We start from the raw sequence: 16,417 nt of genomic DNA, 5'->3' as shown, positions 1-16,417 counted from the left end.
TGGCGGGTTCGGGGGTGAAATCGGTGCGGGAGAACGTTAGGAGAGTCATGGAACGCATCCGCAACTGGATTGCCCAACGTGCTGGCTCGTCCGCCAATGGGAAGCGGAGCAAATCACATGGAGTCGGCGAGCCGTCGATCGCGTTGATCCACTTCGCCGACCGCTTTACAGCCGCAGTTGGGGAAACCATCTCCTACACAGCATGGATCCTCAATGACTCGCGGGAGTACCTGACAGGGGTTTCCCTCATCCGGCGTTCGTTCACCAACGCGAACTTGGAGAATCTCGCTTACGACAACGCGCCGGAAGGTCCCGGGACGATCGCAGATTCCCTAGCGCCGGGTGAAAGCACGGAGCTTCATTTGAGCTACGTTGTCCGGGAAGAGGACGTCGTGCACGGTGGGGAGATCGTCAGTGCCATGCAAGTGAAGGCCAGCTCCGCGTCGGGCAGCGTTTGGGACGAATGCGATGCGATAGTCCATCTGAGTCCAGGGCACGTTGGTGGGATGTATAGCCTGGGAACGTCGCGGCTTGACGCCTCCTGACGCTCCCCGGCTGGGCCTTTCGGCTAGACCACGAATGTGAGCCATTTCGAGCGCCTCGCGTCGAAGATCTCGCCATTGTGCACACGCCATCCATCGGCAACCCGCTTCACGGTGAACCGCAATTTCGATTTGGGCCGGGTTGCCTGCACGTACCGGAATGTCACTTCGCCGGACAGTGCCTTTTCCAATTTGATGACATCACGGTCAGCATCGTACGTGGGCGGATACCCTATCCCGTTGGAATCCATTCGTCGACGGTCGCACCTACCGGGAACCAAGTGCTTCTCGAAGATTCTCGCGAGCTCGCCTCTCGCATCATCCACTTCCTTCATCGCGACCTTCCGCTTCTCTAGCAAGGGCGCGATCACCGAATAGTTCCTTGTCCCCAAGCGTGCATGGCATCGACGAATTCGACAAACGCCTTCACCGCTGGGCCATTTGACTCACTGCGAACATCTATGGACATCAATTTCCGAATACCTTTCCGCGTTTCCGGTCGAAACTAAGAATTACGGTAGGCGTGGCGGCCGGTTCTAGGTGTTCATATTCATTCGATTGAGTGGCAAAGATCAGCGGATTAGGTGTTGAGAGCCTTCTCTGGCCCCCAACACCTAATCTGCCAGGTTTGCACCGCTCATTTTCAGTGAGATCAACACTCAGTGGACTTTCCGGGCCATAGCCTTTTGAGGGAGGGGCTACCCCTCACGATGGCGTGCCACTGTCAGCCCCAGCAGCTGCAGGCACGGACCTCTGTCGTCTGAGACCCGACAGAGTCGACGGCCGGCCGCGCTGAGCGTGGCCGGCCGCCCATTGATTCGGTGATGTTGAATCTCGCGCGTTGAACCTCATGCCTGGTTCATTCCGTGTTCGCTGCAATCAGGATCCGTGGGCTTTGGATAGAGGGGGTGATAGCGCCATTCGGGGCAGGAGCATCCGGGGTACCGATTCGTCCGGCGGTGCCAATGACTCTCGGCGCCCAACGCCACGGCATCGTGCCGTCTTCCGGGTTCGTCCGTAAGCATGAGTCCTCCTATCTGCAACTCCTTCCTTTCTGCAACCACTGCATTGAGCAGGACGCGGGAACGAGTAGAAGCACCGTAAGGTCTGCAATCACCCGATAGGTGGTGGACTACCTCGCATTGAGTGGTCTTGATCCATGAATTGGGTGTGCGGATGGAAACTACTCAGCCACTTTTCTCGGCTACGCTTCCTCGGGAAGCTTCCGGCGGATCGAGTCCATGAACGCCACAATGGTGAGGACCGCCAGGCCGGGCGCGCAGACGGAGGCTATTACCGACGTCGGTCGCTGGAATGGGACGCCGATCTCCGGGCCAAGTGCCGCTGCGTGAGACAATTCAGCGACAGCGAATATCGCGGCCTTCGGGAAGCAGCGGACCCGCAGAAGAAGCCCGTGGAGATGAGCTGTCATGAGGCGGCGACTGATTGTGTCGGGCAAGCGCGGAAGAGGAGGTTCCGGACTGTTGTGATCAAGGCGCTGGTGATTCCGGCCCCGAACACAGCGCCGAGGACAACAAGTGCCCAGCCTCCGACGTCGATGGCTCTCCTGATCTGGGATGCCGCTGCTTCAGGGATACCGGCCGATCCCACCATCGATGAAACGGCCAGGCTTGCGCCGAAGATTCCAACCGAAGCCACCGCAGCCGCAGTCCCGGCGTGAAGCCCAGCTGCTCGCGTCGTTGCTGATTCCACTCCAACCCCTTCTCTCGAGACGATCGGCCAACGCAGACCTGGCCTTGAAGAACGGCGACTCTGTCTTAAGAAGAGCCATCCACCGTTCAGATTGTCTCGATGAAATAGGGCGTCTAGGTGTTGATCAGGGCAAAACCAGTGTGCCTGAGCGGTCTTTTAGGGGTGAAATTGCTGGATCTAGGTGGACGTGGGGGCCGGTCTAGGTGTGCGGCGGAGAAGGTCACCGACGCGTTGACGTCGCCTTGGTAGGCGAGCCCACGATGAACGGCCTCGTGTTGACCGGTTCGGCGGGGAGGACAGGCGGCTTTGCGTCGGCAACGGTCTCCGCAGGCTGAGCGGAGGAGCCGGTTCCGAGCCCGCGAACAGTCCAGCCTTGCGCTTTCCATACCCCAGCGTCCAAGACGTTCCGCGCGTCCAGCACCATCCGGCGTCGTACGAGCGAACCGACAGCGGCGGGTGAGAGAGTGCGGTACTCATCCCATTCGGTCAGCAGCAGCACCAACTCAGCGTCTTCCAGCGCGCGGGTCGTGGACGCTTCGAAGCGGAGCTGCGGGTAGCGCATCCATGCGTTGTTGATGGCCTTGGGGTCGGTCACGGTCACATGGGCACCGGCCGCTGCGAGCTGGAGTGCGACGTCGAGGGCGGGGGAGTCACGGATGTCGTCGGTGTCCGGTTTGAAGGCCGCGCCCAGCACCGTGACGGTGCGGCCGGACAGGAAGCCCTTGCACATTTCACGGGCGACGTCCACGGCGCGGGCGCGCTGGCCCAGATTGATGGAATCGACCACCCCCATCCACTCATCAAGGGAAGGCACGGACAGCGCTTGTGCCTGTGCCCGGAACGAGCGAATGTCCTTCGGCAAGCAGCCGCCGCCGAAACCCAGGCCAGCGTGGAGATACCGGTTGCCGATGCGCGGATCCAGGCCCATTGCCTCGCTGAGTTCAGTGACATCGGCACCCGAGGCGTCGCAGAGTTCAGCCATGGCGTTGATGAAGCTCAGCTTCGTGGCGAGATAGGCATTGGAAGCGGACTTGATGAGCTCGGCCGTCGCAAAGTTGCAGACCAGCCGCGGGATACCGGCGGAAACCAGCGGTTCGTACACGGCGTCGAGCACGGCTGTTACCGGGGCACCGGCGCCAGAATCCTTGCCGCCCGGCACGCCGTACACCAAGCGATCGGGTACCAACGAATCCTTCACAGCCGTCCCCTGGCGAAGGAACTCGGGGTTCCAGCCGAGCAGGATGTCCGGCCTGCGGGCAAGGATGCCGCGGAGCATGTCCACCGTTCCCACAGGGACGGTGGATTTGCCCACGACGGCGGCGCCCCTCGCCAGATGGGGGAGGAGGCTCTTCGTCGCTGCGATCACGTAGGAGAGGTCCGCCATGTCCGACGTCTTCGACTGCGGGGTGCCCACGCAGAGGAAGTGCGTCTGGGCGTCGGCGGCATCAGCAAAATCAGTGGAAAACGTGAGCCGTTTGGTGGCGAAGCCATCCCGCAGAAGTTCATCGAGGCCGGGTTCGTGGAAAGGCGCGAAACCCTTGTTCAGGTGGGCAACCTTCTGGGCGTCGACGTCGATGCCCACCACGGTGTGGCCCATCGACGCGAGCGTCGCGGCATGTACTGCGCCAAGGTAGCCGCAGCCGACAACGGAGATTTTCATGCTGAGAGTCCTTTACTGGAAGTCACGGAAACGATGGCGGGCTCGGCCGCCTGAAGCTCAGCCGCCTGAAGCTCGGCCGGATGGACATGCGCAACGGCCGGCTCAACCAGAACATCACCGGCGATCACGGCCTCGTAGTGCTGTACGAGTTGGGCACTCAACACCGGCCACGTCCGTCCTTGGACCGATGCGAATGCTGCCTTTCCGAACGCGCGGCGCTTGGCGTCGTCGCCCACCAGATCCTGCACGTAGCCGCGCAACTGGGCAAGGTCACCCGGCTCGTAGAGCCAACCGGTACGCGAGTTTTCCACGAGGTCGAGGGGACCGCCCCGGCCGGTGGCCACAACGGGAACACCCGATGCCATGGCCTCCTGGATGGTCTGGCAGAACGTTTCGAACTCGCCAGGATGGACGAAGAGATCAAAGCCCGCAACAACCTGGGCCAGTTCGTCGCCGCCCAGGAACCCCGTGAAGACTGCGTTTGGCAGCGCTGCTTCGAGGGCCGCGCGTTGCGGACCGTCGCCCACGACGACCACCTTGGCTCCCGGCAGGTCGGCCAGCACGGCAAGATCTTCCACCTGCTTTTCCACCGCGAGCCGGCCAACATAGCCGATGATGCGCTCGCCGTCGGGCGCCACGGAGGCTCGCCACGCCGTCGAGCGCTTGGCGGGGGAGAACCGCGCGGTATCCACACCGCGCCGCCACATGCCCACCCTCAAGATCCCGCGGCCGCGCAACTGGTTGAGCGCGAACGTGGACGGGACCAATGTGCGGTCTGCAAGGAGATGGATGTTGTCCACCCGGTTCCATGCCCAGTTTTCCAGGATGGGCACGCCATACCGCGCGGCGTAGCTGGGGACCTCGGTTTGGTAGATGGCCACCGTGGGGATGCCGAGCTGGTGCGCGGCCTGCACAGCCCGCCAACCGAGGACGAAAGGGGATGCGAGGTGGACGACGTCCGGTGCGTAGTCGGCAAGGATTCTCTTGACCCGGCTCACACCGCCCAACGCCACCCGCACATTTGTGTATCCGGCCAGCGGCACGGAGGGGAGACGGTGGACAAATGCGCCGTTCACGACGTCCGAGACAGCAGTGTCCGACGTCGACGGCGCAATCACCATCACTTCGTCGCCGCGCTCTTGCAGATGCTCCAGCACCCGCAGGATGGAGTGGGTGACCCCGTTCATGAGCGGCAGGAATGATTCGGCAACGATAGCGATCCTCACCCCTCCACGGTGTGCTCGGCGGTTGGCGAAGCGGGGGAATGGGCGTGACGCTGGGGGGAAGGTTTGGTTAACAAATTGATGTTGCTTTCCCGAGTGGAGGGCCTTGAGCGACGGAAAATGCGCCAATCTAAGTAATTACGGAGCTGAAAGACGGGTAGGACTTACTCTTATCCGCCGCTACGGGCCCGAATTACGGTGAGGCCATAGTGAACTTCGTGGCCATGACTGGGGCTTGTCCTGTTATCACCCCGCCGCCCGCATGTCCGGCCAGGCCGCTGCCTAGAATCGAGCCAGACCTTATGAAACTCTTCAACCGTAATGACCAGCACCGGACGTTTAGAGGGACGATCCGGGGCAAATGGTTTACCTGGTTCTCCACCGTTGTGGTGGTACTTGCATGCGCCGGCTTTACCGCCGGCGTCACCGCCCCTGCAGCCCTGGCTGCCAATCCCACCGTCGTAACCCTGACTTTCGATGATGCAAATGCAGATCAACTCACCGCCGCGCAGACCCTGCAGAGCTTGGGCCTGGTGGGTACCTTCTTCACTCCTTCCGGATTCGTTAACAACCCGGGGTACATGACCGTGGCGGACATGCAGGGTCTGGTGGCGAACGGCAATGAGATTGCCGGCCACACCGTGACCCACCCGGATCTGACCACCGTGACGTCGGATGAGGCCGCTCGGCAGATCTGCAATGACAGAGTCAACCTCAGCAATTGGGGCTTCACAGTCACCGACTTCGCCTATCCCTTTGCCGCTGAGAACGCTTCTCTTGAGACCATAGTGAAGAACTGCGGCTTCAATAGTGCTCGCAACCTTGGGGACATCAAGACGCGGTTCAGCTGCAACGGCTGTGCCCTCGCGGAGACCATTCCGCCCGCGAACCCGTATAACACGGCTGCCCCGGACGAGGTGGACAAAACCTGGACGCTTGCCGACCTGCAGAAATCTGTCACGCAGGCCGAACCCGCAGGCGGATGGGTGCAATTGACCTTCCACCACATTTCAGCCACCAGCACTGACGCGCTGAACATCACGCCGACTCTGTTCAACCAGTTCGCCACGTGGCTCAAGGCCCGCCCTGCAACCACGAGCGTCAAGACGGTGGCCCAAGTGATCGGCGGCACCGTCAAACCGCTGGTTTCAGGGCCGCCGGCCCCGCCGCAGGGCACCGGAAACCTGGTCAAGAACCCGAGTCTCGAAACTTTGGTGAACGGCGCGCCGCAATGTTGGGCAGCCGGAGGCTACGGCACGAACACGCCTACCTTCTCCACAGTTAGGCCCGGGCACACGGGGAACGTCGCCGAACGGTTGGTCGTCAGCGGATATGTGGACGGTGACGCGAAACTGTTGCCGACCCTGGACCTGGGTGGTTGTTCTCCAACGGCCACTGCGGGACACACCTATTCGCTGGGTGCCTGGTACAAGTCCACCACCAATACCCAGTTCGAGCTGTATTACCGCACTGGACTCGGTTCATGGACGTATTGGACTTCCAGCCCGTGGTTCGCGGCCGCTACAACCTATCAGAAGGCCACCTGGACCACTCCGGCCCTTCCGGCCGGCGCCAGCGGCATCAGCTTCGGGTTGAACCTGTTCAGCAACGGCACGCTGACCACGGACGACTACGAGATGTTCGACGTCGGCAACCCTCCACCGCCTCCGCCACCACCGCCAGCTGGGTCCAACCTCGTGCAAAACCCCAGCCTTGAAACGGCAGGAGCGGGCGCCTTCCCGCAGTGCTGGCAGGCAGGTGGATTCGGTACCAACACGGCCGTGTTCAGCACCGTAGCTACTGCCCACACCGGCACCAAAGCGGAGAAGCTCACCATCACGGGCTACTCCAGTGGTGACGCGAAACTGCTTCCGACCCTGGACACCAGTACTTGCCCACCTGCGGCCGTAGCGGGACATACCTACTCGCTTCGGGCGTGGTACACGTCAACCGCAGTCACGCAGTTCGCGCTGTACTACCGCGACGCCTCCGGCAACTGGGTGTACTGGACCTCCGGACCGTGGCTGCCAGCCACGAGCACCTACACGCAGGCCAGCCTCACGACGCCGGCACTCCCCGCGGGGGCCACTGCCATCAGTTTCGGGCTGAGCCTGTTCAACAACGGAACCCTCATCACGGACGACTACGCGATGTATGACAGCGTGGGAGCCCCGCCACTGGGGTGAGCAACTGAACATCTGAAACGAACGCTGAGGGCGGCTATCTATTTAGCCGCCCTCAGTACGTCTGGCAGCTCGTCAACGAATACTGTCCCGGGTGGTTCGTAGTAGATGACAAGCACTTCATCACCAACGTTGAAAACACTGGTCTTGTCGAAGGGATACGCATGGAAGGCGCTCGTGCCGCCGTGGAACGGCAGCATGACTTCCCCCACGGTGCCTGGCCCGATTCGCCCCGTAACCCGCCCAATCTTGCCGGTCAGGCTCCGATCAACCTCTTTGTGCATCGGTTTCGCTACGCATCAGGGGCTTTGGTGGGCGCCCGCTTGGGAGGTACCTGCCCGTTCTTGAGGGCAGCTGTGATCGATGGCAGGAAGTTGCCCACCTGGGACAGGATTCCTCCCACCATGCTGTTGAGCCCTTCGCCGCCATTAAGGACCGTCAGTTGCCCCACATGGGCAAATGGTTCAGCCGCGGCCGCGACGATCGCGGGCATGTTCTCTGCAAGCTGCTGGGAGATAACGGCCTCTTGGTTGGTTCCGAGTGCTTCAGCGCGCGCCTTGATGCCGTCGGCTTCCGCCAAGGACTTGGCCTTGATGGCGGAGGCTGCGGCATCACCGCGGGCTTTGGTGGCTGCCGCCTCGGCCTCGCCGGTGATCTTGGTTGCTCCCGCAATCGCGGCCGCAGCGGTGGCGTTGGCTTGCGCTTCGACTTCCACCTTGCGGGCGTTCGCCTGGGCTTCGAGTTCTGTACGCCGGGCGCGCGCCTCGGACGCGCTGATGTCGGCAGCCTTTTGGGCTTCTGCCTCGGTGCGCTGGGCGTAGGCCTTGGCGTCTGCGGGCTTGCGGATGGACGTCTGGAGCTTCTGCTCCTCGCGGTCCGCCTCCAGCTTTGCCACCTCGGTTTCCTGGACCACCACTTGCTGGCGTGCCGTGGCGTCGGCCAACGGACCTGCCTGGGCGGCGTTGGCCCTGGCGGTCTCGGCATTGGCTTGGGCCGCTGATTGCTTGATCGCCGAAAGGCTCTGGGCGTCCGCGATCTGGGCAGCTGCCTCGGCTTCCTTCTCGGCTGCCTCGCGGTTCCTGGTGGCTTCGGCGATGCGGGCCTCCATTTTGACCTGCGCAATGTGCGGTTTCGCCAGGTTTTGGATGTAGCCCGTGGGGTCCTGGAGGTCCTTTATTTGGAGGGAATCAACCACCAGGCCGAGCTTTTCCATTTCTATGCCGCTCGCGCTGCGGACAAGCGAAGCGAGTTTGTCGCGCTCGCGGATGATCTCTTCCATGGTCATGCTGCCAATGATCGAGCGTAAGTGCCCTTCAAAAACGTTGTAGACCTGGCTTTCCATTTTGGGCTGCTGGCCGAGAAACCTCCTCGCGGCGTTCGCAATGAAAGGCGCAGCGTCACCGATCTTGTAAATAACCACGCCCTCCACAATCACCTGGATACCTTGCGAGGTCACACAGTTGACCTGAAGCTCCGTTTCATTCAGTGTCAGGGACAAAGTCCTCACGGTTTGGAGCCCTGGAACCACCAAGGCACCCTTACCGGTGACGATTTTGAAATCCATTCCGTCCCTGGTGTCCACACTTCCCCGGGTCAGGCCGGAAATGATGAGTGCCTCGTTTGGTTCAGCCACCTTCCACATCATTTTGATGAGAAGCCTGATGACGGCGACGGCGACAACTATCCCCAATACGGTGACAAGAATGGGGAGATAAGCAACGAGGTCGAACATGACTGTCCTTTCAACGGCAAGCACCCAAGCGGCTCGTGTAGTCAGTCTGCTTCGGTCTGCTCCAGGAGTCCAGCAATTTGTTTACTTACAATTGACACAACGGATGCTCCTAAGCGTGCGTTCCCGCTAGCGACTCAATCCTCTCCGCAGCTTCCGCTGGGACTGCCGGGACGCCGTCGGCCGCTTGTCCGTAAAGCCAGTCGTTGTACTGGAAGTCGCCGTCCTTGCGGCTCTTGAACAGCAGGTTACGTAAGACGCGCGCGACGCCGGACACGTGCCAGGACTCGCCCCAGACACGGGCCGTGCGCTGGACACGGGCCGTGCGGGCAGCCCGGGCTAAGTTGAAGTCGCTGATGGCGCGGTCCCAGGCAGCGGTGTCCACGCCGTCGTCGGTGAACACTGAACCGACGGTGGAGTCCTGAAGCACAGCTGCGTCTTCAAGCGCTTGGCAGGCTCCCTGGGCCAAGTACTGGAGCATGGGGTGGGCGGCGTCGCCCATCAAAACCAGACGACCGTCGATCCAGTTCTCGATGGGATCGCGATCGTACATGGGCCAGCGGATACCGGTTGCAAGGTTCTGCAGCGCTGCCTGCACTGCCGGAATGCAGTCCTTGTAAGCGGCCGCGAGTTCGTCCACGCCACCGTATTGCTCTTCCCCGCGCTCGAACGACGGCGACTTGAAAACGGCCACCGTGTTGAGCAGTTCGCCCTTGCGGAGCGGGTACTGCACCAGGTGGCAGTCCGGGCCAAGGTAGACGATGACGTCTTCGAGATCGGCCGCCGGGGTGTCCGCCGTGATAGGAACGGTTCCGCGATAGGCGACGTACGACGACGACACTGGGCCGTCCTGCACGACGCTGGCACGGAGCGTGGACTTGAGGCCGTCGGCGCCGATCACGACGTCGGCCTCGTAGACGTCGCCGTTCGCGGTGTGTGCTACGCCGCGCGCGTTGACGGTCCTCACGTCCTCCACGACGACGTCGTTCACCAAGCGGACGCCGGCGTCCTGGCAGGCCTCCAACAGGATCTGGTGCAGGTCACTGCGGTGGATCACGACGTACGGCGCACCGTACCGTTCTTCGAATTCGGCCCCGAGGGTCTGGCGCGTGAGCTCCTCACCGGTCAGGGCGTCGCGGAACACCAAGTGCTTCGGCCGGACTCCGATTTCCAACGCCTTCTCCAAGAGGCCCCAACGCTTCAGGACACGGGACGCGTTGGGGGCCATCTGCAGGCCCGCCCCGACCTCGCCGAATTCGGGGGCCCGTTCGACCAGGGTCACCTCGGCGCCGTTGGCACGGAGGGCCAGAGCACCGGCCAGGCCGGCCATTCCTCCGCCGACGACGAGTACTTCAGTGGACGGATTGCGGTCAGACATTGCTAGCTCCTACAGACATGGTGTTTTTGGAATCGATGTTGGCGGTCTTGATTTTGGTGCCGATGGCGGCGAGCAGGATGGCCGCGACGGCGGCGGCCCCGGCAAATGCCAGGAAGTTCGAGTTGACGCCCAGCCCGGCCGCCAGCAGCAGCCCGCCTACCTGGGGTGCGGCCACCGCGCCAATGCGGCCGACGCCGAGAGCCCAGCCGAGTGCGGTGCCCCTGAGGTGTGCGGGGTAGTGGCTGGCCACTGCCGCGATGATGAGGCATTGCGTTCCGTGCGTGCCTACCCCGGCCAACACCAGCATGAGGTAAACGAGCACCACTGGCGGGCCCATAACCAGCACGGCAAGCGCGACGGCGGCGACGGCGGCTGCCGCTATCGCCGTCGGGACCGGACCGAAACGGGTACCCGCCCAAGCGGTGGCTACCGAACCGACGACGGCGCCAAGGTTGAGTGCCAGGGCGAACGTCAGTGCCGATCCGAGGTTGTAACCGGCCAATTGCATCAAGTTCGGCAGCCAGGTGCCCAGGCCGTACCAGGCAAAGAGGGTGACGAGGGTGGAGATCGCGAACAGGAGGCTCATCCCGAGGTGCGGTGCACGAAGCAGTGACCTGAAACCCACGGTTTGTTTCGCCTCCTTTGCGGGCGGCTGCATCTCACGCAGCGTCTCCGGGAGGAAGCGCATGGCCAGCGGAACCACCACGAGCAGGGCCACAGCGGCGACAAGGAACATGACTGGCCAGCCGAAAGCTGGAATCAGGGGGATGCCCGCCAACGCGGCAATCGAGCCGCCGATCGGCACTCCGGACATCATCAGCGTGGCAATCGTGGACCGCCATTTGGCCGGGACCAGTTCCGCGACCAAGGCATTTGCCGAGGGAACAAGTCCGCCTAGGCCGATGCCGGCCAGCAAGCGCAAACCGCCGAAGACGAACGCGTTTGGGGCGAAGGCGCACAGGATGGTGAAGAGCGAAAACAGTGCGGCACAGGCGATGATGGTCCGGCGGCGGCCCCAGCTGTCCGAGATCCTGCCGGCGAAGATGGCTCCGATCATCATGCCGAGGAACGCCATCGAACCGACCGTGCCGGCCGTGGCTTTGGTGAGCCCCCAGCCTGTGTCGGTAATGAGGGACGATTGCACGGTGCCGTAGACGATGAGGTCATAGCCGTCGAAAACCACCAGCAACCAGCAGACGAGTACCGCAGCTGCGGAACGCCTGGAGAACCGGCTGGTGGCTTCGGGAAAGTGGTGCCGTTGGGTCCGCTCCGGCGCTGCAGCGGAAGGTATGTGATTCATCCCACCACTGTGTGGCCGCGGCTTGCCAGGGCCAATAGAATTCTGTGGTGCAGAATCTTCCAGCCCGCAAGAAACCGGCCTACTCCATCGAGGCCGTGGACAACGCCCTGCAACTCCTCCAGCTCTTGCGCGACGGCGGTAGTCTTCGGCTCAAGGATGCCGCCGAGGAGTTGGGTGTTGCTCCCTCCACCGCCCATCGGCTGCTGGCCATGCTGGTGTACCGAGGGTTCGCCGTCCAGGACGAGACCCGCCGGTACGTTCCCGGACCGGCCATGGGGGTTGGTCCGGCCGGCCTCAGTTGGACCCGCTTGCTGCGCACCGTGGCTCAGCCGCACATGGAACTCCTGAGCGGCCGGATCAACGAAACTGTCAATCTCATGGTTCGCGTGGGGACAAAGGTGAGGTTCCTTGCCACGGTGGAGGGGACCAACGCCCTGCGGGTAGGAGACAGGCAGGGAACCGTACTGCCCGCGAACAAGGCCTCCGGCGGCAAGGCGCTGCTGGCCGAACTGGAGCCCGCCATGATTGAGCAGTTGTTCCGCAGCCACAATGCGGAGATCGGCGGGGACAATATTCCCGACGCCGAATATCCGGCTTTCCTCCGCGAGCTCGAGACGATCCGGAGCAACGGATTCGCCGCGAATTTCGAGGGCACCGAGGAAGGGATCAGCGCCTTGGGGGTGGCCCTCCACAACAAGCACGGCGTTGCGGTGGGTGCCCTGAGCGTCGCGACTCCGGTGGCAAGGTTTCGAAGGCTCTTCGACGGCGGACTAGTGGGCATCTTGCGGGAAACCCAACGCCAATTGGAGATAGATATTGCGGCCAATCCGGCGGAGCCCGAGCTGTAACCCACCCAACTGACTCGCAGTTGATGTCGTTTTGAGGGCCCATAACGACACCTACTGCTAGTCAGTTGGGCCAGCGTATTCTGTCTAGCAGAATATGCTGGAGATCACTTGGGGGCTTCCCTAGGGTCTGGAGTACGCCAAAACTGTCCTGTACCCCCGAGGAGGCCCCTGTGTCCATCAGCGCCGATAGCACAACACATGAATCAGTTGCCACCGATCATTCCGCTGGCACTGCGCACGCGGCTCCGGAACCGACGCCCGAGGAATCGGCCCAGCTGGAGCAGCTGTACCGCGACTTCGACGCCGGGAACTTGATTCCGCTCTGGACGGAGATCGCGGACCTGATGCCGATGGTTCCGTCCCCGAAGGCCGTGCCGCACGTGTGGCGCTGGAACGATCTGTACCCGTTGGCTGCGCGTGCCGGGGACCTGGTGCCCGTGGGCCGCGGCGGGGAACGCCGGGCCATCGCCCTGGCCAACCCCGGCCTGGCTGGCACCCCGTATGCGACCCCGACGCTGTGGGCCGCGATCCAGTATCTGGGCGCGCATGAAACGGCCCCGGAGCACCGCCACTCGCAGAACGCCTTCCGTTTCGTCGTCGAGGGCGAAGGCGTCTGGACCGTCGTGAACGGGGATCCGGTGGCGATGCGCCGCGGTGATTTCCTGTTGACTCCAGGCTGGAACTTCCACGGCCACCACAACGACACCGATCAGCCGATGGCGTGGATCGACGGCCTAGACATCCCGTTCGTGCACTACGCCGACGCCGGGTTCTTCGAATTCGGCACGGAGCGGGTCACGGACGAGGCCACCCCGGACATCTCCCGCTCCGAGCGGCTCTGGGCCCACCCGGGCCTCCGGCCGCTTTCCGGGCTGGACGACACCACCAACTCGCCCATCGCGGCCTACCGTTGGGAACACACCGACGCAGCCCTCCGCGAACAGTTGCTCCTCGAAGACGAGGGCCACCCCGCCACCGTGTCTCAGGGCCACGCCGCCATCCGGTATTCGAACCCGACCACCGGCGGGGACGTGATGCCCACCATCCGCGCCGAATTCCACCGCCTCCGCGCCGGCGCCTCCACCGAGCCGCTGCGTGAAGTCGGTTCGAGCGTCTGGCAGGTCTTCGAAGGACGCGGCACCGTGGTGTTGAACGGGGAAACGAAGTTCCTGGAGAAGGGCGACTTGTTCGTGGTCCCCTCCTGGGCTTTGTGGTCGCTGCAGGCGGAGGCTGACTCTCAAACGGAGTTTGACCTGTTCCGCTTCAGCGACGCCCCCATTTTCGAACGACTGAACTTCAACCGCACGTACATCGAAGGACGCACCAAATGAGACTCCTCACCCTCCGCACTTCCGCCGGAACGACGACGGCTGTCCGCCAGGACGGGAACACCCTGACCGAGATCGACGGCTTCTCCGATGTCGGGGCCCTCCTGCAGGACCCCGATTGGGTGAACATCGCGGAGGCGGCCAACGGCGCAACCCACGCGTACGACGGCGCGGACCTCGCCGCCGTCGTGCCCTCACCGGGGAAGATCATCTGCGTCGGGCACAACTACCGCAACCACATCAAGGAAATGGGCCGGGAAATCCCCGAGTACCCCACCCTGTTCGCGAAGTACCAGGAATCGCTGATTGGTCCCAACGACGACCTCGCGTTGCCGCAGGAATCGGACACGGTGGACTGGGAGGCCGAGCTCGCCGTCGTGATCGGCAAGAAGGGCCGGCGCATCAGCGAAGCCGACGCGGCCGACCACATCGCCGGGTACGCCGTGCTGAACGACATCAGCATGCGCGACTACCAGTTCCGCACCGTCCAGTGGCTGCAAGGCAAGACCTGGGAGAAGTCGACGCCGTTCGGGCCGGCCCTGGTCACCAAGGACGAATTCACCGCAGGCCCGCTCATGACTTCCGCGGTGGACGGCGAGATCCAGCAGCAGACCCCCACCGGGGACCTCGTGTTCACCCCGGAATTCCTGGTCTCCTACATCTCCACGATCATCACGCTGAACCCGGGCGACGTCATCGCGACCGGCACGCCCGGCGGCGTGGGCCACGCCCAGAACCCCAAGCGGTACCTGCAGGAAGGCCAGCTCCTGGTCACCACCATCGAAGGCCTGGGCCAGCTGAACAACCGCGTGGTCAAGGAAGCCTGATGGCCGCCCGCCGCGACCTCACCACAGACCCGGGCCTGCAGCAACAGCTCCTGCAGGCCCGGCGCGGGACCGCGTTCTTCGCCCGCAAGCTCAACGAACTCAGCGATGCAGAGCTCGACGGCGGTTCGCTGCTGCCRAGCTGGACTCGCCGCCACGTTGTAGCACACATCGGCTACAACGCCCGTGCGATCGCCCGTTTGGTCGAGTGGGCCGCGACCGGGGTGGAGACGCCCATGTATGCCTCCGTCGCGGTGCGGGATGGGGAGATTTCCTTCGGCGCCACCCTTTCTCCCATCGCGCTGCGGAACCTCTTCGACCACTCCGCCGTGCACCTCAGCGTGGAATGGCGCGACCTGCCCGACGACGCCTGGGAGCACACCGTCCGGACCATACAGGGCAGGGACGTCCGGGCATCGGAAACGGTTTGGATGCGTTCGCGCGAGGTCTGGGTTCACGCCGTCGACCTGGACAACGGGGCGGCCTTCGCCGATATCCCGGCGCCCGTTCTGGAACGGCTGCTGCGCGACATCACGTCCGCTTGGTCCACACGCGGCACCGATGCCGGGTTGCTGGTCAGAGTCGCCGGCACCGGCCTGGTCTTCGGGGACCCGGACGCCGCCGTCGTGATCACCGGGCCGCTACCCGGCGTCGTCCAATGGGCCACCGGGCGCGGGACTGGCGGCGTGGTGAGGGCTGGCGCTGGACCGGTGCCGCCGGCACCCAAGTGGATCTGACGGCGTCGGGCACAAAGAAGGTTGGCACAGCTCCTGGCATCTTCACCGGAAGAACTGCACCAACCGCTTGTATGACTATTCAGATTTAGCTATAGATCCTACCCATTGGCGGCTCCTGTAATCCCGGGCTAACTCAATCCGGGCTTTGAATAGGGCTATTTTGCGTCGTCGGCCAGATGCCGTGAAAACATCCAGCCCGCGGCAGCCATCAGAATGCCCAGAACCATGAACGTCCAGTTGTCGAGAGTGTTCAGCGACAGGAAGTTGGCCGCCGAATCAACCCCGACACTCAACCCGTACACGCTGAACACGATGTACAAGGCCCCGAAGCTCATCAGGATATTACGTGCGCTATGGCCGCCCGTGCGGGACATTGCCCAGCTGGTTCCACCGATGGCGAGCTGCACAATGTTGAGCAGCAGGGACACTTGGAACACACCCAGGAGCATTGCGTGCGAATTTGGCCCGAAGAACTGCAATTCCCCGTACCGCATGGTGATGCCCGGAATGAATCCGAGAAGGCCCACCAGCGCCATCAGAATACCTACACCCATGCCGATGTTCTGGATGTCCGTCCGTCCAAAGTGAACACCATGTGCATGTGGGGTTGCGGTAGTCATTTATGCCCTCCATCCACCTATTGCGAACACTCCAATTTTACGTCTGCATTATCCAAAAAGCGCTTGGACCGGCCGGCCCCGCCGCCCGACGCTCGCTCACCTTTGGGGCGCTTTTCCCCGATGCTCGCTCACTCGTATGGGCTTTTCGGGCGACCCTCCTGCACTTGTACGACGGCGGCGGGGACTGTCTGAATAACGGTGTGTGAGGTCCGGCCTGATCCGAAAGGAGACGGCCGTGTCAGAGTCCACGACCGCAATGACAGGGGTGATGATCGATCCTGTGACGGGAGAGATCATCGATCAGAAGGAGCTTGCGGAGCGGTTGCTCGCTC

General features: G+C 63.0%; 16 protein-coding genes. 6 read left to right on the top strand and 10 right to left on the bottom strand.

Going from position 1 to position 16,417, the window contains the following annotated elements; all coding sequences use genetic code 11:
* Positions 1-47: 47 nt before the first annotated feature.
* Positions 48-545: a DUF7507 domain-containing protein gene (locus tag AC1DLO_RS18060; protein ID WP_476891122.1), complete on the top strand. Its 498-nt coding sequence runs from the start codon at positions 48-50 to the stop codon at positions 543-545.
* A 23-nt stretch (positions 546-568) separates the two neighbouring features.
* Here AC1DLO_RS18060 and AC1DLO_RS18055 read toward each other — a convergent pair whose 3' ends face one another.
* From AC1DLO_RS18055 to AC1DLO_RS18035, 5 genes are all read right to left on the bottom strand, one after another.
* A complete protein-coding gene (locus AC1DLO_RS18055) occupies positions 569-913 on the bottom strand; it encodes an NTF2 fold immunity protein (protein WP_476891121.1) in 345 nt (114 codons plus the stop codon).
* An 833-nt stretch (positions 914-1,746) separates the two neighbouring features.
* On the bottom strand, positions 1,747-1,974 hold the full coding sequence (locus AC1DLO_RS18050; RefSeq protein ID WP_476891120.1) for a hypothetical protein: 228 nt from the start codon (positions 1,972-1,974) through the stop codon (positions 1,747-1,749).
* Positions 1,971-2,255 (bottom strand): hypothetical protein, encoded by a 285-nt coding sequence (locus tag AC1DLO_RS18045; RefSeq protein ID WP_476891119.1) that lies wholly within the window; start codon positions 2,253-2,255, stop codon positions 1,971-1,973. Before AC1DLO_RS18045 ends, AC1DLO_RS18050 begins: the two co-directional genes overlap by 4 nt.
* Positions 2,256-2,475: 220 nt before the next feature.
* On the bottom strand, positions 2,476-3,915 hold the full coding sequence (locus AC1DLO_RS18040) for a UDP-glucose dehydrogenase family protein (RefSeq protein WP_476891118.1): 1,440 nt from the start codon (positions 3,913-3,915) through the stop codon (positions 2,476-2,478).
* Positions 3,912-5,141 carry a glycosyltransferase family 4 protein gene (locus AC1DLO_RS18035; protein ID WP_476891117.1) on the bottom strand — a complete coding sequence of 410 codons (1,230 nt, stop codon included), beginning with the start codon at positions 5,139-5,141 and terminating at the stop codon, positions 3,912-3,914. The genes AC1DLO_RS18040 and AC1DLO_RS18035 overlap by 4 nt, the downstream gene beginning before the upstream one ends.
* Before the next feature lie 299 nt (positions 5,142-5,440).
* Between AC1DLO_RS18035 and AC1DLO_RS18030 the strand changes: the two genes are divergently transcribed.
* Positions 5,441-7,324: a polysaccharide deacetylase family protein gene (locus tag AC1DLO_RS18030; RefSeq protein WP_476891116.1), complete on the top strand. Its 1,884-nt coding sequence runs from the start codon at positions 5,441-5,443 to the stop codon at positions 7,322-7,324.
* A 38-nt stretch (positions 7,325-7,362) separates the two neighbouring features.
* Here AC1DLO_RS18030 and AC1DLO_RS18025 read toward each other — a convergent pair whose 3' ends face one another.
* The 4 genes from AC1DLO_RS18025 to AC1DLO_RS18010 form a co-directional block, all read right to left on the bottom strand.
* Positions 7,363-7,605, bottom strand: coding sequence for a hypothetical protein (locus AC1DLO_RS18025; protein WP_184736644.1), 243 nt, complete (start codon positions 7,603-7,605; stop codon positions 7,363-7,365).
* Positions 7,606-7,613: 8 nt separating this feature from the next.
* Complete coding sequence (locus tag AC1DLO_RS18020; RefSeq protein WP_476891115.1) at positions 7,614-9,053, bottom strand: flotillin family protein; 1,440 nt, start codon at positions 9,051-9,053, stop codon at positions 7,614-7,616.
* Positions 9,054-9,162: 109 nt separating this feature from the next.
* Positions 9,163-10,428, bottom strand: coding sequence for an FAD-dependent oxidoreductase (locus AC1DLO_RS18015; protein WP_476891114.1), 1,266 nt, complete (start codon positions 10,426-10,428; stop codon positions 9,163-9,165).
* The gene (locus tag AC1DLO_RS18010) at positions 10,421-11,728 is read right to left on the bottom strand and encodes an MFS transporter (protein ID WP_476891113.1); all 1,308 of its coding nucleotides are present in this window, start codon (positions 11,726-11,728) and stop codon (positions 10,421-10,423) included. The genes AC1DLO_RS18015 and AC1DLO_RS18010 overlap by 8 nt, the downstream gene beginning before the upstream one ends.
* 47 nt (positions 11,729-11,775) lie before the next feature.
* Between AC1DLO_RS18010 and AC1DLO_RS18005 the strand changes: the two genes are divergently transcribed.
* The 4 genes from AC1DLO_RS18005 to AC1DLO_RS17990 all read left to right on the top strand — a co-directional run bounded on the left by AC1DLO_RS18005 (position 11,776) and on the right by AC1DLO_RS17990 (position 15,465).
* The gene (locus AC1DLO_RS18005; RefSeq protein ID WP_476891112.1) at positions 11,776-12,576 is read left to right on the top strand and encodes an IclR family transcriptional regulator; all 801 of its coding nucleotides are present in this window, start codon (positions 11,776-11,778) and stop codon (positions 12,574-12,576) included.
* Positions 12,577-12,746: 170 nt separating this feature from the next.
* Positions 12,747-13,907, top strand: coding sequence for a cupin domain-containing protein (locus AC1DLO_RS18000; protein ID WP_476891111.1), 1,161 nt, complete (start codon positions 12,747-12,749; stop codon positions 13,905-13,907).
* The gene (locus tag AC1DLO_RS17995; protein WP_476891110.1) at positions 13,904-14,731 is read left to right on the top strand and encodes a fumarylacetoacetate hydrolase family protein; all 828 of its coding nucleotides are present in this window, start codon (positions 13,904-13,906) and stop codon (positions 14,729-14,731) included. Before AC1DLO_RS18000 ends, AC1DLO_RS17995 begins: the two co-directional genes overlap by 4 nt.
* Positions 14,731-15,465 (top strand): maleylpyruvate isomerase family mycothiol-dependent enzyme, encoded by a 735-nt coding sequence (locus tag AC1DLO_RS17990; protein ID WP_476891109.1) that lies wholly within the window; start codon positions 14,731-14,733, stop codon positions 15,463-15,465. The genes AC1DLO_RS17995 and AC1DLO_RS17990 overlap by 1 nt, the downstream gene beginning before the upstream one ends.
* 155 nt (positions 15,466-15,620) lie before the next feature.
* Here AC1DLO_RS17990 and AC1DLO_RS17985 read toward each other — a convergent pair whose 3' ends face one another.
* Positions 15,621-16,085 (bottom strand): DUF4383 domain-containing protein, encoded by a 465-nt coding sequence (locus AC1DLO_RS17985; protein ID WP_476891108.1) that lies wholly within the window; start codon positions 16,083-16,085, stop codon positions 15,621-15,623.
* Positions 16,086-16,417: the final 332 nt, after the last annotated feature.

Source organism: Arthrobacter sp. 01T419 (genome assembly GCF_056398865.1).
The sequence above is the reverse complement of the archived record's forward strand: the minus strand, read 5'-3'. Positions and strand labels throughout refer to the sequence as shown.